15 protein-coding genes are annotated in these 19117 nt (G+C 76.2%); 6 read left to right on the forward strand and 9 right to left on the reverse strand.

Going from position 1 to position 19117, the window contains the following annotated elements; genetic code table 11:
• Nucleotides 1-139 precede the first annotated feature (139 nt).
• The 4 genes from ACI8AA_RS20925 to ACI8AA_RS20940 form a co-directional block, all read right to left on the reverse strand.
• Complete coding sequence (locus tag ACI8AA_RS20925; RefSeq protein ID WP_457046294.1) at nt 140-874, reverse strand: DUF6542 domain-containing protein; 735 nt, start codon at nt 872-874, stop codon at nt 140-142.
• Nucleotides 875-1079: 205 nt separating this feature from the next.
• Entirely contained in the window at nt 1080-2180 is a 1101-nt protein-coding gene (locus ACI8AA_RS20930; protein ID WP_457046295.1) for a DNA recombination protein RmuC, read from the reverse strand.
• Between the two features lie 117 nt (nt 2181-2297).
• On the reverse strand, nt 2298-2834 hold the full coding sequence (locus tag ACI8AA_RS20935) for a methylated-DNA--[protein]-cysteine S-methyltransferase (RefSeq protein WP_457046296.1): 537 nt from the start codon (nt 2832-2834) through the stop codon (nt 2298-2300).
• Nucleotides 2831-4315 carry an AlkA N-terminal domain-containing protein gene (locus tag ACI8AA_RS20940; RefSeq protein WP_457046297.1) on the reverse strand — a complete coding sequence of 495 codons (1485 nt, stop codon included), beginning with the start codon at nt 4313-4315 and terminating at the stop codon, nt 2831-2833. The genes ACI8AA_RS20935 and ACI8AA_RS20940 overlap by 4 nt, the downstream gene beginning before the upstream one ends.
• Nucleotides 4316-4417: 102 nt before the next feature.
• Between ACI8AA_RS20940 and ACI8AA_RS20945 the strand changes: the two genes are divergently transcribed.
• Nucleotides 4418-5020, forward strand: coding sequence for a hypothetical protein (locus ACI8AA_RS20945; RefSeq protein WP_457046298.1), 603 nt, complete (start codon nt 4418-4420; stop codon nt 5018-5020).
• Nucleotides 5021-5141: 121 nt separating this feature from the next.
• Here ACI8AA_RS20945 and ACI8AA_RS20950 read toward each other — a convergent pair whose 3' ends face one another.
• Nucleotides 5142-7136 carry a SpoIIE family protein phosphatase gene (locus ACI8AA_RS20950; protein WP_457046299.1) on the reverse strand — a complete coding sequence of 665 codons (1995 nt, stop codon included), beginning with the start codon at nt 7134-7136 and terminating at the stop codon, nt 5142-5144.
• A 599-nt stretch (nt 7137-7735) separates the two neighbouring features.
• On the reverse strand, nt 7736-9310 hold the full coding sequence (locus ACI8AA_RS20955) for a CYTH and CHAD domain-containing protein (protein ID WP_457046300.1): 1575 nt from the start codon (nt 9308-9310) through the stop codon (nt 7736-7738).
• 401 nt (nt 9311-9711) lie between these two features.
• Between ACI8AA_RS20955 and ACI8AA_RS20960 the strand changes: the two genes are divergently transcribed.
• Complete coding sequence (locus ACI8AA_RS20960; protein ID WP_457046301.1) at nt 9712-10011, forward strand: STAS domain-containing protein; 300 nt, start codon at nt 9712-9714, stop codon at nt 10009-10011.
• A 162-nt stretch (nt 10012-10173) separates the two neighbouring features.
• Here ACI8AA_RS20960 and ACI8AA_RS20965 read toward each other — a convergent pair whose 3' ends face one another.
• A complete protein-coding gene (locus ACI8AA_RS20965) occupies nt 10174-11127 on the reverse strand; it encodes an ArsR/SmtB family transcription factor (RefSeq protein ID WP_457046302.1) in 954 nt (317 codons plus the stop codon).
• A gap of 57 nt (nt 11128-11184) precedes the next feature.
• On the opposite strand from ACI8AA_RS20965, the gene ACI8AA_RS20970 reads away from it, so the two are divergent.
• From ACI8AA_RS20970 to ACI8AA_RS20980, 3 genes are all read left to right on the forward strand, one after another.
• Nucleotides 11185-12396: a hypothetical protein gene (locus ACI8AA_RS20970; RefSeq protein ID WP_457046303.1), complete on the forward strand. Its 1212-nt coding sequence runs from the start codon at nt 11185-11187 to the stop codon at nt 12394-12396.
• 139 nt (nt 12397-12535) lie between these two features.
• Nucleotides 12536-13711, forward strand: coding sequence for a DUF222 domain-containing protein (locus ACI8AA_RS20975; RefSeq protein WP_457046304.1), 1176 nt, complete (start codon nt 12536-12538; stop codon nt 13709-13711).
• Nucleotides 13712-13808: 97 nt separating this feature from the next.
• Nucleotides 13809-15206, forward strand: a complete 1398-nt coding sequence (locus ACI8AA_RS20980; protein ID WP_457046305.1) for a TonB-dependent receptor — start codon at nt 13809-13811, stop codon at nt 15204-15206.
• A 7-nt stretch (nt 15207-15213) separates the two neighbouring features.
• Here ACI8AA_RS20980 and ACI8AA_RS20985 read toward each other — a convergent pair whose 3' ends face one another.
• The gene (locus ACI8AA_RS20985; protein WP_457046306.1) at nt 15214-16254 is read right to left on the reverse strand and encodes an alpha/beta fold hydrolase; all 1041 of its coding nucleotides are present in this window, start codon (nt 16252-16254) and stop codon (nt 15214-15216) included.
• Nucleotides 16255-16290: 36 nt separating this feature from the next.
• The gene (locus ACI8AA_RS20990) at nt 16291-17820 is read right to left on the reverse strand and encodes a flavin-containing monooxygenase (RefSeq protein ID WP_457046307.1); all 1530 of its coding nucleotides are present in this window, start codon (nt 17818-17820) and stop codon (nt 16291-16293) included.
• Nucleotides 17821-17931: 111 nt separating this feature from the next.
• Here ACI8AA_RS20990 and ychF point away from each other — a divergent pair, with 111 nt between their 5' ends.
• Nucleotides 17932-19005, forward strand: coding sequence for a redox-regulated ATPase YchF (gene ychF, locus ACI8AA_RS20995; protein ID WP_457046308.1), 1074 nt, complete (start codon nt 17932-17934; stop codon nt 19003-19005).
• Nucleotides 19006-19117: the final 112 nt, after the last annotated feature.

The following is a 19117-nucleotide window of genomic DNA, read 5'->3' on the forward strand; positions in this document are numbered from 1 at the left end:
GGGGGGGGGGGGGGGGGGGGGGGGGGGGGCGCGGCGGGGCCCCCCCCCCCCCCCCCCCCCCCCCCCCCCCCGCCCCCCGCCCCCCCCCCCCCCGCCCCCCCCGCCGCCCCCCCCCCCCCCCGCCGGTTCCGTCAGGGGTTCAGCGCCGGGCGGCCCAGCGGACGATCGCCAGGACCAGCGCCACGGCGGTGGCGACGGCCATCGTCGGGAAGCCGCGGACGAGCACCGTGGCGAGCGTCGGCAGGCTGAACGTCGCCGACGGCGCCAGGCCGATGTTGACCAGCGCGACCGCCACGAACACCAGCGGCGGCGCGACGACGACCGAGAGCAGGTCGCGGCGGCGCACCAGCAGCGTGCCGACGGCGGCGGCCGCGACCAGCGTGACGAGGGTCAGCGTGCCCAGGCCCGTGCCGAGGAACGAGTCGACGGCGCCCCCGGCGAGGGTGATGACGAAGACGCCGAGGACGACGAGCAGGCCGCGCATCCGGCTCCCCTGGGTCGGCTCCGCGGCGGCCCGCTCGGCCGCGCGCGCGGCGGCACGGGTGCCGTGGGCGCGGGGCGGCGCCGCGGGGGCGGGACGCTCGGCGAGCGGCTGGACGCCCGGGTGGGGGGTGCGCTGCTGCGCGGGACGCGCGACCGGCGGGCGGGCCATGGGCCGGGCCTCGACGGGCGGGCGCGCCGGGACGGCGCCGCGGCCGGCGCCGCGGTCGCCGGGGCGGCCGCGCGGCGGGGGCGGCGGCACCGGCGGGAGGCCCATGCGCATCGAGCGGTCCGGGCCGGTGGCGTCGGGACGCCCCGCCCGCGGGCCGGCGTAGGGCCGCTGCGCGCCCACCCCGCTGTCCCGCCAGGTGTCGGCAGTGCTCGCCGAGGCCATGGCGTACCTCCCCGTCCGGACGTCCTGGCCCCTCCGGGCCGCTGTCGGTCCTCACGGTAGCGACGGGAGGACGCCCGCAGGGGGAGTTCCCGGGCTCGACGCGCGACAGGTCGCCCTGTCGATTTGGCAACTCTCGATGAGCCGCGGGGCCGGTGTGGCGGACGTGTCCCCCGGGCCGGGCGGGACGACCCGGCGGGGACGTCGCTCAGCGGCCCTCGGGCAGCCGCCAGCGCAGCGGGGGAGCGGCCTCGTCGGCGTCGTCGGGGAGGGGCAGGTCCTCACCGGCCGGCCGCAGCTGCCGGACCACCGCCTCGACCTCCGCCGGGGTCGGCACCGGCGTCTCGCCGACCCCGAGGTCCTCGAACCGGCGCGCGGCGGCGAGCACCGAGCGCTCGTAGGAGCCGACCGTCTCGTTGTAGCGGGTCAGCGTCGAGCCCAGCGCCGAGCCCAGCCGGGTGAGGTGGCCCGAGAGCGTGGTGAGCCGGGCGTGCAGCCGGCGCCCGGTCTCGATGACCTGGTCGGCGTCGCGGGCCAGGCGCTCCTGCCGCCAGGAGTGCGCCACCGTGCGCAGCAGCGCCAGCAGCGTGCTCGGGGTGGCGATGACGACGTCGCGGCCGAAGCCGTACTCGAGCAGGCCCGGCTCGGCCTCCAGCGCGGAGATGAGGAACCCGTCGGAGGGCACGAACAGGACGGTGAACGGCGCGGCCGGGCGGAACGCGGTGGGGTAGCGGCGCTGGGACAGGGCGTCGACGTGCGCGCGCAGCTGCCGGGCGTGCGCGGCGACCCGCTGCACCCGCACCGTCTCCTCAGTCGCCTGGGTGGCCTCGATGTAGCCGGTGAAGGGGACCTTCGCGTCGACGACGACCTGCCGGCCGTCGGCGAGGGTGACCACCAGGTCGGGCCGGACGCCGGCGCCCTCGTCGTTGGTCGACGACGGCTGCTCGACGAAGTCGCAGTGCTCGAGCAGGCCGGCCACCTCGACCACCCGGCGCAGCTGGATCTCGCCCCAGCGGCCGCGGACGTGCGGCGTGCGCAGCGCGGTGACCAGCGCCGCGGTCTCCTGCCGCAGCATCGCGCTGGTCTGCCCGACGGTGCCCATCTGCTCGCGCAGCTCGCCGTGCGCGGTGGCCCGGGCCTGCTCCATGCCGGCGAGCAGCCGGTGCAGGTGGTCCAGCGACTCGTGCAGCGGGTCCAGCCCGGACCCGGCCGGCCGGCGGCGGGCCAAGAGGGCGACCACCCCGAGGGTCACGGCCGCCCCCAGCAGCACCCCGAGGAGCAGGCCGAGCAGGAGGGAGGCAGCGTCCACGGACAGCAGGGTGCAACACCCGACCGACAACTCCCGGGAGGCGGCCCCGTCTCACCCGTGTGGCCCCCTGCAGGGTCCGCCGCGAGCCTGCCCCCGGCGGGGGCAGGGGGTCCTTCGTCAGGCGTCGACCGGGACCGGGGCGTGCACCGCCTCGTGGTCGAGCAGCCAGCGCTTGACAGGCGTGCCCCAGCGGAAGCCGCCCAGCCCGCCGTCGGAGCCGAGCACCCGGTGGCACGGGATGAACAGCGCGGCGGCGTTGCGGGCGCACGCGTTGGCCGCGGCCCGCACCGCCGAGGGCCGGCCGCAGCGGGCGGCGAACTCGGCGTAGGTGTCCGGCTGTCCCGGCGGCACGGTGCGCAGCACCTCCCAGGCGTCCTCGAGGAACGGCCCGGAGCGCTGCCGCACGGGGACGGCGTCGATCGCGCCGACGTCGCCGGCGGCGTGCGCCTCCACGACGTCGAGGACCGGCAGGTGCTCCACCCGCTCGACCCAGGTGGGCCGCAGCGCGCGGTGCACGACGGGCAGCAGCTCGGCGACGTCGCCGGTCCACCCGGCGGCCAGGACGACGTCGCCGCCGTCCGGCCCGGGTGTGACGACGACGGTGAAGGGACCGGGCGGGGTGGCCACGGTCGCGTAGCGGGCGGACGGGGTCATGACGCACTCCGATCGGCGGGGGAGCGGGTGAACAGTGTGGGCGCCGCGAGCGCCCAGAGGTGCATCGCGGCGTACGAGCGCCACGGCCGCCAGCGGCCGGCGGCCTCGGCGTCGGAGCTGCCGAGGGCGGCGAGGGCGCGGCGCAGCGCGAGGTCACCGGGCAGCCACACGTCGGGGTCGCCGAGGCCGCGCATCACCACCAGCGCCGCCGTCCACGGCCCGATGCCGGGCAGCGCGATCAGGTCGCGGGCGGCCTCCTCCCGGTCGCAGCCGGGGTCGAGGACCACCCGCCCATCGGCGAGCGCGGCGGCCAGGCCGCCCAGCGTGCGGCGGCGGACGCCGGTCAGGCCGACGGCGGACAGGTCGGCTCCGGCCAGGGCCTCCGGGCGGGGGAACGCGTGCGTGAGCGTGCCGACCGGCTCGGCCAGCGGCGTCCCGGCCAGGGTGAGCACCCGCGCGGTGAGCGTGCGGGCGCCGGCCACCGACACCTGCTGGCCGAGCACCGCCCGGGCCGCCGCCTCCGGGGCGTCGGGGGAGGCGGGCACCCGGCGCCCGGGCGCGACGGCGACCAGCGGGGCCAGCGCCGGGTCGGAGCCGAGGACCTCGTCGACGGCGGCGGGGTCGGCGTCGAGGTCGAGCAGCCGCCGGCAGCGGGGGACGGCGGCGCGCAGGTCGCGCAGGTCGGTCAGCAGCAGCCGGGCGGTCACCGCGGCGCCGCCGTCGGCGGCGGGGGACAGCCGGACGACGCCGGGACCGGCGGGCAGGTCGAGGACGCGGGAGAACGTCGTCCCGTCCCACTCCTCGAGGCCGGGGACGGCGTGCGCGCCGAGGAAGTGCAGCACCTCGGCGGCATCGAACGGGGCGCGGGCGGCCAGCCGCAGGGTCAGCCAGCCCGGCGTCCCGCCGACCGTGCCCGGCCGGCGGCTGCGCAGCTCGGTCGGGGAGCAGGCGAAGACCTCGCGGACGGTGTCGTTGAACTGGCGGATGCTGGCGAACCCGGCGGCGAAGGCGACGTCGCCCATCGGCAGGTCGGTGGTCTCGATCAGCACCCGCGCGGTCTGCGCGCGCTGGGCGCGGGCGACCGCCAGCGGGCCGACGCCGAGCTCGCCGACCAGCAGGCGGTGCACCTGCCGCTCGGAGTAGCCGAGCCGGGCGGCCAGCCCGGGCACGCCGGTGCGCTCCACCTCGCCGTCGGCGATCAGCCGCATGGCGCGGGCGACGACGTCGGCGCGCACGTCCCACTCGGGCGAGCCGGGGACGGCGTCGGGCCGGCAGCGGCGGCAGGCGCGGTAGCCCGCGGCCTGGGCGCCGGCGGCGGTGCCGAAGAAGGAGACGTTGGCGGCCGCGGGCGTGCGCGCCGGGCAGGAGGGGCGGCAGTAGATGCCGGTGGTGCGCACCGCGGTGAAGAACCAGCCGTCGAACCGGGCGTCGCGGCTGGCGACCGCGCGGTAGCAGCGTTCGGCGTCGAGGGGGGAGAGCACGGCACCGAGCATGGCACCGGTCGGAGCGGGGGACTGGCGGTTTCCGGACGCGGCCGTGGGGCCGCGGGGGATCTCTGTGGCCCGCCGTCCGTTGGCCGGGGTGTGCAGACGCCGGAGGCCGCCCCGCCCCGGCAGCGGCAGGTGGCGGCCCTCGTCGTCGGCGTCCTGGTGCTGCTGGCGGCGTTCCTCGTGGTGCGCCAGGTGACGACGCCCGCGCCGCGGTCGGCGGACTGCGCGGCCGCCGAGCCCGGGGTGCGGGTCGACCCGGCCGCCGTGCCCGACGGGCCGGTCGCCGGGTACGGCGGGGAGCAGCTGGCCAACGCCGCGGCGATCGTGAACGCGGCCGCGGTGCAGGGCCTGGACACCTGCGCGCAGGTCATCGGGGTGATGACGGCGATGGGGGAGTCCTCGCTGCTGGTGCTGGACCGCGGCGACGCCGCCGGGCCCGACTCCCGGGGGCTGTTCCAGCAGCGCGACAACGGCGCCTGGGGCTCCTACGAGGACCGGATGGACCCGACCACCAGCGCCACCAACTTCTTCCTGGCGCTGCAGGAGGTCCCCGACTGGCAGTCGCTGCCGCCGACGATCGCCGCGCACCGCACCCAGCGCAACGCCGACCCGTACCACTACGAGCGCTGGTGGGACGACGCCGTCGAGGTGGTGAGCGCGCTGGCCGGCCGCCCGGTCCTGGCTCCGCGTCCCTGACCCGGCCGTCCACCGGACGGTGGACGGCGGACCCACCGTGCGGCCGTCCCCGCCGGCGCCGCGCGCCGACAGGCGGCCCCGGCGCCCGTTGACCCGGGACCCCCCCGCACGGTGGTCCGGGTCAGTCGTCGCCGAGGTCGTCGCTGCCCACGCGGGACAGGCGCACCAGCTCGAGCACCGCGTGGGCGGGACTGCCGGGCGGGGCCAGCAGGTGCAGGTGTTGCTGCTGGGCGGCGAGTTGGTCGCGCATCCGGTGCAGGACCTGCACGCCGGCGCTGGCCAGGTGGGTGACCTCGCTGAGGTCGACGGTCAGCGGGAGGACCCCGCCGCGGGAGGTCCCCGACAGCGCCCGGGCGAACTCCTCGGCGGTGACGACGTCGACCGGCCCCCGGACCCGCAGCCGTGGGTGGCCGTCGGTGTGCTCGGCGTCGACGGCGAACGCCGGCCGGGGGACGGGCGCGGCCGGGGGCGCGTCGGTGCCGGGGCCGAGCACGGCGGGCCGGTGCAGCCGCTGCCGGAGCACCACCACCGTGCCGTCGGGGGCGTCGGCGTGCGGGGGGTGGTGGACCTCGAGGCGGTCGACGAGCCGCTCGGCGAGCAGCAGTCCCCGCCCCCGGTGGGTGACCGCCGGGTCGGGCGGACGCCAGGTGCCCCGGTCGCTGACCCGGCACTCGAGGACGCCGTCGCCGCTCAGCGCCGTCTGCAGCCGGACCGGCCCGGGCTGCCCGGGCGGGTAGGCGTGGTCGACGGCGTTCGCGACCGCCTCCCACACGGCCAGCTCCAGCGCCACGCGGTCGCTCTCGGCCGGGTCGAGGGCGTCGAGCCACTCGTCGAAGTGGACCCGCAGCCGCCGCAGGCCCGCCCGGGTGGTCGGCGCCTGCAGGTCCAGGGGCCGGACGGGGGCGGGCAGGCGGTGGGCGGCCAGGACGGTGACGTCATCGGCGTAGCCGGTGCGGGTCAGCAGCTCGACGGTGAGCTGGCAGACCCGCTCGGCCGGCGCGGGAGCAGCGTGCAGCGGCAGCACGCGGTTGGCGGCGGCGTCGGCGGCGACGGTCGCCAGCTCGGCCATGCCGGCGTCGAGGCCGCGGTTCGGGCGCTCGATCAGCCCGTCGCTGTAGAGCAGGACCAGCTCGCCGGGAGCGAGGGTGTCGTCGGCGAGCACTGGGGTGGAGCCGGTGCCGAGCGGGCCGGCGCCGGTGTCGGCGAGGAACCGGGTCGTCCCGTCGGCGCCGACGACCAGCGGCGGGGGTTGTCCGCAGCTGGCGTAGCGCAGGGCGCCGGTCGCCGGGTCGAGGAGGACCAGCGCCAGGGTGGTCGCGCGCAGGAGCGGGGTGCGGGCGGCGAACCCGTCGGCCCGGGTCAGCGCGGCCAGCGGGTCGGTCTCGGTGGCCAGCGCGTCGGCGAGCACCGCCCGCAGCTGGCCCATCGCGGCCGACGCCGCCACGCCGTGACCGACCACGTCGCCGACGACGAGGACCACGCTGCCGTCGGCGCGCGGGATGGCGTCGAACCAGTCACCGCCGGCGACCTGGTCGTGCGCGGCCACCAGGTAGCGCGCCGCGATGCGGGCGCCGGGCAGCACCGGCAGCGCGGTCGGCAGCAGCGCCTCCTGCAACGCGGTGACGACGTCGCGGGCGTCGCGGTACCGCCGCTCGGCCTCGCTGACCTGCGCCTGCGCCGCCTGGCGCTCGCGGACGCGGTCCGTGACGTCGAAGGCGAAGGCGAGCAGCCCGGTGACCGTGCCGTCGGCCGCCCGGCGCGGGACGCAGGTGAAGTCGGCGTACGACTCCTCGACGGCGCCGCTCCCGTCGCGGGCGACCTGGACCCGCCACTCCCGGGCCGTCTGGAGCTCCCCGGTGGCGTAGACCCGGTCGAACATCTCGAAGACCTGCTGCCCGGCCAGCTCGGGCATCGCCTCGCGGATCGGGATGCCGATGAACGCCGGCTTCCCGACGAACTCCCGGTAGACGGCGTTCGCCGCCACGAAGGTCTGATCCGGGCCCTGCATGCCGACCAGCAGCAGCGGCATCTCCTCGAAGGCCGCGCGCACCACCTCGGCGTCACCGACCCGCTGCCGCAGCTCCTCGCCGCCGTCGTCGCAGCCCTCTCCGCTCACGTGTACACCTTCGCGCGCCCGTCCTGCCTGGCCGTCGTCGGGCGTGTCACCCGGTGTGACAGCGACGCGGCCGGCCGGGACCTACCCGCCCCGGCCCCGCCCACGCCGGAACCGGCGGGGGGCGGCTGAGCAGTTGCACGAGATCGGCACGGGATCTTGGGCGTCCCGTGTGTTGCGACCGCGCCAACCCTTGCACCGGTGTCACTGCTTGCGTCGTGCCGATCCTTGCGCGCGTCATCAGTTGCATCTGACAACCCCCCCGGCAGGCCCGCGGCGGCCCCACCTCGGCAGCGGCTTCAAGCCGTGACATCGCCGGCCGGACCTGCACCCACGAGCTGCGGGGGCGCCTCCACGCTCGGACGTCGAGGCACACCTGACGGAGGGCGGGGAACAAGCTGTTCCCCGCCCTCCTCCACGCCCGCCCTGCGTCGGCGCGCACGTCGGCCAGGCGGCTCGCCGGGCCTGCTGTAGCGGGCGGGCGATCGGTCGGAGCGGTCGCCTCCGGCGCGACCGCCGCGTTGGCCCGGATGCGCCCGTCGTGCGCGAGGTCCGCCCTGCCGGGCCTGAACGTCGGGTGGCAGCCGACCGGAGCCGGACAGTCATCGCAGCCAGCGGTGCAGGGATTTGCGGCCGGCCGCCTTCCAGGCGTCGTCGAAGTGCTGCTGGGACTGCGCTGATCGCGCCTCCTCGAGTGCGTGCAGGCGCCCGTAGAGGAAGGCAGTGCTGGTGCTGGGGGTGTGCACGGCCAGGTCGCGCAGCCGTTCCCGGGTGAGGACGGAGTCCTGGTGCTCCCCCAGCGCCTCCTGCACCGCCTCCATCGCCCGCGCGAACGCGGTGGCGTCGGCACCGAAGACCCGGCTGACCGACTCACCGGCGTAGCGGGCGGCCTTCGCGGCCTTGCGGGCGTCGTGCAGCAACTCCTCCCGCTCGGCGCCGGCGGGCCGGGCGGATGCGTCCTCGACGAGGCGGCGGACCCGGGTGTAGCTGCGGGCCACCAAGCGCGGCAGCGTCTCCCCGGCGGGCGCTCCGGCGCGCGCGGTGAACGGCGGGCAGGCGACCAGGTCGTCGAGGTCGGTCAGGAGGCGGTGGTAGCGATCGCCGTCCAGATCTGCGAGCACCCGGTCGTGGGCGCTGCGGTAGGCGCGGCCCAGCGGCGCTCCGGCGTCCTCGGCGACCGGACCCGGCTCGCCGAGCGGGTTTCCCGCCTCGACCGCCGAGCGCACGCGGTCGCGCATCACCTCGGCGTCCCGGGCCGCGCCCAGCTCTCCGGCCAGCCACTTGAGCTCCCCGCGCAGCGGGCGCACCACGTCGCCGGCGAACAGCGGCTTGAACGTGGTCAGGGCGCTGCGCAACCGCCGGGTGGCCACGCGCATCTTGTGCACGGCGTCGGGGGCGTCCAGGCGCACCGGCAGGTCCTGCGACCGCACCCGCTCCACCTGCTCGCGGACGTAGGCGAGGACGACCTCCCCGGCGGCCGACGAGGTCGTGAGCTCCGCCGCCTCCCGCTCGGCCGGCTGGAGGCGCGCGTCCCCGTCGAGCACGTGCACGAGCGCCGAGGAGCTCGGGGCGTCGCGCAGTCCCCGTGCCCGCAGGTGGGTGTCGACGGCGTCGAGGAGCTCGGTCCCGCCGCCGACGAGTTGCACCCTGATCTCCCGCCAGGACGTCGCGGCGTCGACCGCGTCCCCGCTGCCGTCGGTCGGCTGCAGCCTGCGCGCGCTGACGCGGTCGTCGGCGATCTCCGCCAGCGCCTGGCCGGTCGCATCGACCAGCCGGCGCACCGTCCGGTCGGTGACGATCTCGGCGACCGGCTGCAGCGGGGCGCCCCTGCTGTGGGCCCGAACCGTGTTCTGCACCTCTTCGGGCACGGTCTGGGTGGCGCGGCCCAGCGGCAGGCGCACCGCCGGGCGCGCCCCCGTCCCCGCCGGGACCTTGAGATGCCATCCGGCGTCGTCGCCGCCCGTGCGCCGGCGCAGGGTCCACCCCGCCGCCGCCAGACGGAGGTCCGCGGTGTCGAACTGGACCGCCTTCAGCCGCTGGGTCTCCGCCTCCCCCTCGGCAACCGGGGGTCCCGGGTCGGCCGGCGCGCTGCGGCCTTCCGCGGATCCGGTCACCAGTTGGGTCAGTGGCGGCAGCTCGAACGACTCGTCCGCGGCGTACTTCCTCTGGATCTCCACGTGAACCGCCCTCTTGATCCCACGTGAACGGCCGGCGTCCCGCAGGTGTACCAGGCCGGAGCGCCACCGACCCTCTGTTCGATCGCGCGGGATCCCGCAGGTGAGCGCAGCGCGGTCCTCCGCGTCGGGTGAGGCGCACCCCGCCACGGGAGCCCGAGCATGTGGCCGGACGTCCTCGGCCGGCGCGGCCGTCCGACCGGGAGGGCGAGGAGGTCAGCGTGACGTCAGCGACGCCACCGGCGGACCGGGAGGCGACGCCACCTCCGCGGCCCGCGCCGGATCCGGGCCCGGCGTTGCCGAGGGGGCCGGCAACGGTCCCCCGACCACGCGAACGGCAGGAGCCGAGGCGTCCCGCCGGCTCGTCGACGCTCGACGTGCACCTGGACCTGCAGACCGGTCGCGTGACCGCGACCGGGCGGCTGGACGGCCGCACTGCACCACTGCTGCGCGACGCCGTCTCGGTTCTGCTGGGCACCGAGCAGCCGATCCTGACCCTCGACGTGAGCGCGATGGAGGTCGCCGACCACGCCGCGCTGCGGGCCATCGGTGACGCCTACCGCCGAGCGATGCGGCGTGGCCGGCGGATCACCGTGCACGGCGCGTCAGCACAGCTGCGCAGCGCTCTGACCCGGCTGCACCTGAGTTCCCACCTCCTCCACGACGACACGCCGCCGACCGCGGACGAGCCGCTGACGCCGTGAGGGCTCACGGCGCCCGGGGAGTTGCCTCTGCCAGGAGTTGTTCGTGCCGATCTGGCGGCGTTTGCCGACGTGCAACCCGAGATCGGCAAGGTGCAGCAGTCGGCAGCTCGCGCAACCCTGAGAGCGCCGATCCCGTGCAACTGCTCAGCGACCCTGGAGCGGTCAGCCGGCGGCGTCGAGGAGGGCCTGGCCGGCGTCGCTGCGCCAGTAGAGGACCTCGCGGCCCGACCGGCGGCGCTCGAGCAGGCCGGCGTCGAGCAGCACCCGCAGGTGCCCGCCGACGCTGCCCAGCGGCAGGCCCGTCCCGGCGACCAGCGCGCTGGTGCTCCGCGGCGCGTCCAGGGCCGTGAGGACCCGCGCGCGGGTGCGGCCGAGCAGGCGGACCAGTGGCTCGGGCAGCGGAGCGGGGCCCGTCGCCAGCGTGCCGGTGACCGGGTAGACGACGGCGTAGGTGTCCGGCAGCCGCCAGCTCACCCAGCTGCCGCGGCTGTGCGCGGCGATGAACAGCAGGTCGCGGCCGCGGACGTCGCGTGGCGGGTACGGGTGCGCGTTCACCTGCAGCCGGCCGTCGCGGAGCCAGCGGACCCCGGGCGCGATGCCGTCGAGCGCACCCGACCAGCCCTCCCGGCTCAGCCGGGCGGTCCGCGCGACGACGTCGGCGCGCAGCACCCGCAGCCGCCGCGGCCAGTCGTCGCGGATCGTGTGCTCCCACGTCCAGCGCAGCAGGCCGGCGGCGGTGCGGGCGAGGCCGCTGCCCTGCAGCTCCGGCGGCACCGGTCCGGTGGCCACCTCCAGGTCGGCGCGGACGGCATCGTCGTCGAGGGACTCGAGGTACGCCAGCTCCTCGTCCAGCGCGAGGTCGGGCGCGGCGGGCGGCACGGTGAGGAAGTCGGCGGTCCAGGTGGCGCCGAAGGCGGCGCGGAGCAGGGCGGCGCCGACCGGGTCGGCGTCGAGGCGCTCGCGCAGCGCGGCGGCGTGGGCGTCGCGCCAGGGCCGGTGCCACGGCGGGACCTGCTCGGCGAGCAGCAGCCGCAGCCCGGCGAGGGTCTCGGTGAGCTGCGAGGTGCCGAAGCGGGCGCGCGCCATGACGTCGGCGTCGACGATGAACTCACCCACCTTTCGACCGTAGGCGAAAGTGTGGGACGGCCGCGGTCCGCGCCGCACGGTCCTGGGGTGCTCACCTACCGGACGCTGTTCGCCCACGCCGAGTTCCGGGCGCTGTGGACCGGTGCCGCGCTGGCGACGACGGCCGCGACGACGTCGTCGCTGGCCCTGGCCGCGCTGGTGCACCGGCAGACCGGCTCGGCGCTGCTCACCGCGGTGGCGATGTTCGGCCCGTCGGTCGCGCAGGCGCTCGGCGCGACGACGCTCATGTCCGCCGCGGACGCCGGCCCGCCGCGGCGCACGCTGGTACTGGTCGGGGTGCTGTCCACCACGGCGCTGGCCCTGCAGACGCTCCCCGGACTCGACCCCGCGGCGCGGCTGCTGCTCGTCGTCGCCACGGCGTACGTGGTCTCGGTCGGGTCGGGGGCGCGCTGGGGGCTGCTCTCGGAGCTGGTGCCCGCCGGGGCGTTCCCGCTGGCCCGGTCGACGATGAACGTGGCGGGCGGCGCCTTCCAGGTGGTCGGCTTCGCGGCCGGCGGCCTGCTGCTCACCGCTCTGACGACGACGCAGGTGTTCGTGCTGGCTGCGGCCGTGTCCGCCGCCGCCGTGCCGGTGCTCCGGTTCGGGCTGGCCGAGCGGCCGCCGCGCCGGCGCGGGCGGGCCGGCCTGGCCGAGACGCTGCGCGGCAACCGCCTGCTGTTGTCGCGGCGGGACACGCGCACGCTGCTCGTGGCGCTGTGCGTCCCGAACGGGCTGGTGGTCGGCTGCGAGGCGTTGTTCGTGCCGTACGCGGGGGAGCGGGGCGGCTGGCTGCTGGCCGCCGGCGCCGTCGGGATGATGGCCGGCGACCTGGTGGTCGGGCGGTTCCTGACCCCGGCGGGCCGGCGGCGGTCGAACACCGCCCTGCGGCTGCTGCTGGCCGCGCCGTTCCTCGCCTTCGCGCTCGGGCCGTCCGTGCCGGTCGCGATCGTCCTGGTGGCTGTCGCCTCGGCCGGCTACGCCGCGTCGCTCGCGCAGCAGGAGTGGCTGGTCGCGCTGACGCCGCCCGGCCTGCGCGGTCAGGTGCTCGGCGTCGAGTCCGCGACGCGGATGACCGGGCAGGGGGTGTTCGCGGTGCTGGCCGGGGCGCTGGGCGACGCCGTCCCGCCGGGGGCCGCGATGGCGGTGTTCGTGGCGGCGTCGCTGGCCGTGTCCCTCGCGTTGACGCCCGGGCTCCGGCGGGTGGCCGGCCGGGCGTCCGCGGCCGAGTCGCGTCCAGGCGGGGTCCCCGACCGGGTGTGAGAAGTAGGACGTGACCGGCGGGAAGGGCCCGGCTTGTGATCCCGCTCGGGGCGAGTGTCAGCCGGCGTGGATCTGTGGACAGGCTCCTGACCTGCGGATTCATGCTGCAAGAGGCCACCGGATCGGCTAGACTTCGATCATGTGTTCGGGTGCCTCGGGGAGTGGGGACGTCCTCGACGACGTCGCCGCGCTGGTCGCCGAGCGCAACCGGATCGACGCCCGGCTGACCCGCCTCGTGCGTGATGCGGAGAACCAGCAGGCGCCCGAGCGGGACGGACTCAAGTCGATGGCCTCCTGGCTGCGCGGGCACTGCCGGCTGTCCACGGCGGAGGCGTCGCGGCTGGTGCGCAACGGCCGGGCGCTGGAGCACCTGCCGGCACTCGCCGAGGCGCACGACGCCGGGCTGGTGTCCGCCGAGCAGGTCGCGGTGGCCGCCCGCGCCGTGACTCCCGAACGACTGGCCGCGGCTGCGGCCGTCGGGGTGGACCTGGCCGTGATCGATGCGGTGCTCACCGGCGTCGCGGTCGAGCGTCCGCACGCCGACCTGGTGCAGGTGGTGCAGCACTACTGCACCGATCTGGATCCCGACGGGCCGGAACCGGACCCCACCCAGGGCCGGTCGCTGACGCTGGCCAGGCACGCCGACGGGTCACTGAGCATCCGCGGCCACCTGGACCCGGTCGGCGGGGAGAAGCTGCAGACCGCACTCGAGGCGCACGTGCAGGCCGACCGCCCCGCCGGCGACGACCGCACCCGCGCCCAGCGCCTCGGCGACGCGCTGGTGCAGGTGGCCGACAACGCCCTCGCCACCGGGACCCTGCCGATCCTGCGCGGCCACAGGCCGCAGATCGCCGTGCGGGTCGACCTGGACGACCTGGTCGACCCGCACGGCAGCCCGAACGCCGGGCGGCTGGGCTCCGGCGCCACCATCTCCGCCGCCCGCGCCCGCTGGCTGGCCTGCGACGGCACGATCTCCCGGGTGGTGTTCGGCCCCGCCGGGACACCGCTGGACCTGGGCCGGGAGCAGCGGCTGATGAGCCGCCACATCCGGCGGGCGGCCGAACTCCGCGACGGCGGCTGCGTGTTCGCCGGCTGCGGGGCGCCGACCTGGTGGTGCGACGTCCACCACCTCATCCACTGGATCGACGGCGGCGACACCAGCCTCGACAACTCGGCGCTGCTGTGCGAACGCCACCACACCGAGGCCCACCACGGCTTCCGCGTCGAGCGGCAACCGGACGGCCGATGGCGCACCTACCGGCCCGACGGATCGGAGATCGCCACCCGGCCGCCGCTTCTCGTCCCCGCGGCGTGATCGCCCGAGCGGGGAAGGTCGCGCGTCGGTAGAGAGGTGACGCGGGTCACAGGTGGCTACGCTCGCCCAGCACCCGGACCGCACCCGGAGGTGCCCCATGGACGCCGGTGTCGACACCCTGCAGAAGGCCCTGCAGATCAACCTGGACCTGCGCTGGTACGGCACGATCGCCGAGATCGGGGCCGGGCAGGAGGTCGCCCGGTGGTTCTTCCGCGCCGGGGGTGCGGCGGGCACGGTGGCCAAGTCGATGTCGGCCTATGACATGGCGGTCAGCGACGCCGTCTACGGCAAGGCCGACCGCTACGTCTCCAAGGGCCGCCTGCAGGCGATGCTGGACCGCGAGTTCCAGCTCAACGTCGACCGGCTCGGCGACCAGCGGGGCGACGACACGTCGTTCTTCGCCTTCGCCGACACCGTCGTCGCGCGCAGCTACCGCGGCGGCAACGAGTGCCACGGCTGGATGGGCGTGAAGTTCCAGGCCCACCCGCGCGACGAACCCAGCCAGGTCGTCGTCCACGTGCGGATGCTCGACGACGAGGCGCCGCAGCAGCAGGAGGCGCTGGGCATCGTCGGCGTGAACCTGCTGCACGCCGCCTTCTTCCAGCACCACGAGCCCGACCGCCTGGTGGAGAGCCTGCTCGACCGGCTGACCACCGGCCGGATCGAGATCGACCTGCTGGAGATGAGCGGCATCGAGTTCCGGATGGTCGACAACCGGGTGATGGCGCTCAAGCTCGTGCAGGTCGGGCTCTCCGGCGCGGCCATGTTCGGCCCCGACCGGAAGGTCCTGCAGCCCAGCGAGGCGCTGCGCAAGAAGGCGATCCTGGTCGAGCGGGGCAGCTTCCGCCCGCCGACGGTGGTCAACCTCGACATGCTCGAGGCGGCCCGCACCGCGTTCGAGCGGGACCCGGCGGTCGCCGAGCGCGAGGTGCTCGTCCTCGCCGAGCTCACCATGGCCAACCTGCGCGCCGGCGGGGACGTCGTCGACCGGCGGGACTTCCTCGCCCGCGCCGACCTGCTGGCCGCCTGTGGCCTGCCGGTGCTGATCTCGGACTACCTGGCCCACCACCGGCTCGCCGCCTACCTCGCCTGGCGCACCGACGGCCGGATCGGCATGGTCATGGGACTGCCGAGCCTCCTCGAGCTGTTCGACGAGGACCGGCACGCCGGGCTGCCCGGTGGGATCCTCGAGAGCTTCGGCCGGCTGTTCAAGAACGACCTGCGGCTGTTCGTCTACCCGATGCTGCGCGACGGCCAGGTGGTCACCGTCGACACCCTCGAGGTGGCCGACCAGCTGCGCCCGCTGTTCGACTACCTCAACCGCCGCGGCAGCTTCGTCGGCCTGGACCACAAGCCCGACCACCTGCCGATCCTCAGCCGGGACGTGCTCCGGCGGATCCCGACCGAGGACACCGGCTGGGAGGCGATGGTGCCGCCCGAGGTGGCCGAGCTGATCAAGAAGCGCGGCTTCTTCGGCTACGACCGGTCGCGCTGAGCCCTCCTCAGGCGCTCCGCTCCTCGACCACGGGCGCGGCGGCCGCGGCGAGGGCCCGGTCGACCAGCGCGAGCAGCCGGCGGCTGACCTCGGGACGGCGCTCCAGCTGCACCATGTGCCCCGCGCCCGGGTAGACGGCGAGCTCGGCGGTGGGCAGCGCCGCCGCCAGCGTCCGGCTGTGCTCGACGGGGCACAGCCGGTCGGCGTCGCCGACGACGACCAGCGTCGGGACGTCCGCCAGCGCCTCGAGCGCCGCGGCGCGGTCGTGGTCGGAGAACGTGGGCAGGAAGGCGGCCACCGTCTCGGCCGAGCAGGCGCGGTGCACCTCCATCGCCGCCTGCAGGTCCGCCGGGTCGGCCGCGGCGCTGAAGACCAGCCACATGTCGGCCTTCCCGACCGCGCGCGGCTTCCCCGCCTGCTCGGCCCGGACCGCCCGCTCGTTGAGCACCGGCAGCGCCCGCTTGACGACCTTCGCCACCGGCCCCGGCAGCCCGTAGGTCACCGCGTCCAGCCCGCCGGAGCTGGTGCCCACGAACGCGACGCCGGCGACGCGGTCGCCGAACAGCTCGGGCCGCTGCTCGGCCAGCGCCATCAGCGTCATGCCGCCCATCGAGTGGCCGCCGAGCACGACCGGCCCGTCCGGGGCGACCTCGTCGAGCACCCGGCCCAGGTCGCGGCCGAGCTGCTCGATGGTCGCGCGGTCCCGCGGCGTCGGGCCGGAGGCGCCGTGCCCGCGGTGGTCGTAGGTGACCACCCGCAGGTCGGGGCGGGCCTCCAGCAGGTCGCGGACCTGCCCGGCCCACAGCCGCGAGGACTGCACGTAGCCGTGCGCGAGGACCACGGTCGCCGTCGGCCGCTCGGCGCCGAACTCCTCGACGTGCAGGTCGACGCCGTCCTCGGCGGTCACGGTCCGGACGCGTCCGCGCGGCGGGGGAGCCGGCGCGGGGGCGGGTGCCGGGGCGCCGGCGGGACGGGCGGCGCGGCGGCGGGCGACGACGGCCCCGGCGGCGAGGACGGCGAGACCGGCGGCGGCGGTGGAGGTGCGCATGGGGGTCGGGGGCTCCGGGTCAGGCGGGGGACGGGGTCAGGCGGGGACGGGGACGCGGGGTGCTGCGCGGAGCTCGTACGCGTCGGCGTCGAACCGCTGCATCTCCCGCATGTACGTGTACGTGTGCGTCGGCCACAGGGTGAAGTTCCGGCCCTGCTCGTCGCGGTACCAGGAGCGGCAGCCGCCGGCGTTCCACACGGTGTCGGTGAGCTCGGCCTGCAGCCGGGCGTCGTAGGCGTCCTGCACGGAGCGGCGCACCTCCAGCGCGCCGGCGCCGGTCTCCCGCATCCGCTCCAGCGCCGCGACGACGTAGCCGATCTGCGCCTCGATCATCAGGACGACGGACGTGTGGCCGAGCGCGGTGTTCGGCCCGAGCAGCAGGAACAGGTTGGGGAACCCGGCGACGGTGGTGCCGCGGTGCGCGCGGACGCCGTCGCGGTCCCACTCCTCGCGCAGGGTGCGCCCCTCGCGGCCGACCAGCCGGTGCCCGAGCGGGATGTCCATGGCGCGGAAGCCGGTGCCGTAGACGACGACGTCGACCTCGTGCTCGGTGCCGTCGGCGTCGACCACCGCGTGCGGGCGGACCTCGGCCACCGGCGAGGCGACCACCTCGACGTTCGGCTCGGTGAGCGACCGCAGGTAGTCGTCGCTGACGATCACCCGCTTGCAGCCGATGGCGTAGTCCGGGGTGAGCTTGGCGCGCAGCTCCGGGTCGGGCACCTGCTGCTCGAGGAACGCGAGCGCCTGCCTGGTGACGAAGCCGCGCAGCCGGCCGCCGCCGGTCCACACGCCGAGCCGGGCCTCCCGCGCCAGGTACTGCCCGCCGCGGGCCAGCCGGAGCAGCGCCGGGACGCGCGCCCAGCGCCGGTGCTCGCGCTCGGTGTAGGCGCGGTCCTGCCGCGGCACCACCCACGGCGGCGTCCGCTGGAACACGACCACCTTCGCGGCCGTCTTCTGCAGCTCCGGCACGAACTGCGCGGCCGAGGCGCCGGTGCCCACGACGGCGACCCGCTTGCCGGCCAGGTCGACCGAGTGGTCCCAGCGGGCGGAGTGGAACGACGGGCCGGCGAACGTGCCGATGCCCGGCACGTCGGGCAGGTGCGGCTCGACCAGGCCGCCGGCGCCGCTCACCACGACGTCGGCGGTGAGGCGGCCGCGCGAGGTCTCCAGGTGCCAGACCAGCGCGTCGTCGTCCCACCGGCCGGAGACGACGTCGGTGCCGCAGTGCAGGTGCGGCAGGACGCCGTACCGGGCGGCGACGTCCTCCAGGTAGGCGCGGATCTCCGGCTGCCGCGAGTAGACGTGCGACCAGTCCTGCTTGGGCGCGAACGAGAACGAGTAGAGGTGGCTGGGGACGTCGCAGGCGGCGCCCGGGTACTCGTTGTCGCGCCAGGTGCCGCCCAGGCTGTCGGCGCGCTCGAGGACGACGAAGTCGTCGACGCCGGCGCGTTGCAGGGCGACGGCGGTGCCGATGCCGGAGAAGCCGCTGCCCACGATCGCCACGCGGGTGTGCGCGGGCAGCGGGCCGGTGGCGGTGGCGTGGCGCGACGTCGTCGTCAGGGTCACGGGACCTCCTGGTCTCGGTGGTGTGACGAGCGTCGCACGTGTTCCGCCGGAGCCGGCAGGGACCCGCCGCTCGTCGTCCGCGCTCGGGGCGGACCCGTAGGCTGGACTCCCGTGAGTCTCACCATCGGGATCGTCGGGCTGCCCAACGTCGGCAAGTCGACGCTGTTCAACGCGCTGACCAAGAACGACGTCCTGGCGGCCAACTACCCCTTCGCCACCATCGAGCCGAACGTCGGCGTCGTCGGCGTGCCCGACGAGCGGCTGGGGAAGCTGGGCGAGCTGTTCGACTCGCAGAAGGTCGTCCCGGCGACGGTGTCGTTCGTGGACATCGCCGGCATCGTGCGCGGCGCCAGCGAGGGGCAGGGGCTGGGCAACAAGTTCCTCGCCAACATCCGCGAGAGCGACGCGATCTGCCAGGTCATCCGCGTGTTCAGCGACCCCGACGTCGTGCACGTCGAGGGCAAGGTCGACCCGGCCGACGACATCGAGACGATCAACACCGAGCTCGTCCTCGCCGACCTGCAGACGCTGGAGAAGGCCGTCCCGCGGCTGGAGAAGGAGTCGCGCAAGGACAAGGAGCGGGCGGCGCTGCTGGCGGCGGCGCAGTCCGCCGTCGAGGTGCTCAACACCGGGAAGACGCTGTTCGCCGCCGGGGTGGACCCCGTGCCGCTGCGCGAGCTGACGCTGCTGACGACCAAGCCGTTCCTGTACGTCTTCAACGTCGACGCCGACGAGCTGGCCAACGAGGAGCTGATCTCCGAGCTGCGGGCGCTGGTCGCGCCGGCCGAGGCGATCCTGCTCGACGCCAAGACCGAGGCCGAGCTCGCCGAGCTGCCCGCCGAGGAGGCCGCCGAGCTGCTGGAGTCGATCGGGCAGGGCGAGCCGGGCCTGGACCAGCTGGCCAAGGTCGGCTTCCGCACCCTCGGCCTGCAGACCTACCTGACCGCGGGCCCGAAGGAGGCGCGCGCCTGGACGATCCCGGTCGGCGCCACCGCCCCGCAGGCCGCCGGCGTCATCCACACCGACTTCCAGCGCGGCTTCATCAAGGCGGAGGTCGTCTCCTACGACCACCTGATGGAGGCCGGCTCCATGACCGAGGCCCGCTCCCGCGGCTGGGTGCGCATCGAGGGCAAGGACTACGTGATGCAGGACGGCGACGTCGTGGAGTTCCGCTTCAACGTGTGACCAAGGCCGTTGGCGCTGTCCAGCGATCCGGTGGGCGGGTCTGCGCCCGGCCCACACGGACGATCCAGCGGGTCGAGCACGTCCCGGCCCCATCCGGTTCCGGACAGGGCCG

This window comes from Geodermatophilus sp. SYSU D01180 (assembly GCF_054050415.1).

Bases quoted from the DNA above. Each gene is read 5' to 3' on its own strand.
- ACI8AA_RS20975 (WP_457046304.1), top strand. From the start codon at position 12,536: ATGTGTTCGGGTGCCTCGGGGAGTGGGGACGTCCTCGACGACGTCGCC.
- ACI8AA_RS20925 (WP_457046294.1), bottom strand. From the start codon at position 874: ATGGCCTCGGCGAGCACTGCCGACACCTGGCGGGACAGCGGGGTGGGC.
- ACI8AA_RS20985 (WP_457046306.1), bottom strand. From the start codon at position 16,254: ATGCGCACCTCCACCGCCGCCGCCGGTCTCGCCGTCCTCGCCGCCGGG.
- ACI8AA_RS20935 (WP_457046296.1), bottom strand. From the start codon at position 2,834: ATGACCCCGTCCGCCCGCTACGCGACCGTGGCCACCCCGCCCGGTCCC.
- ACI8AA_RS20980 (WP_457046305.1), top strand. From the start codon at position 13,809: ATGGACGCCGGTGTCGACACCCTGCAGAAGGCCCTGCAGATCAACCTG.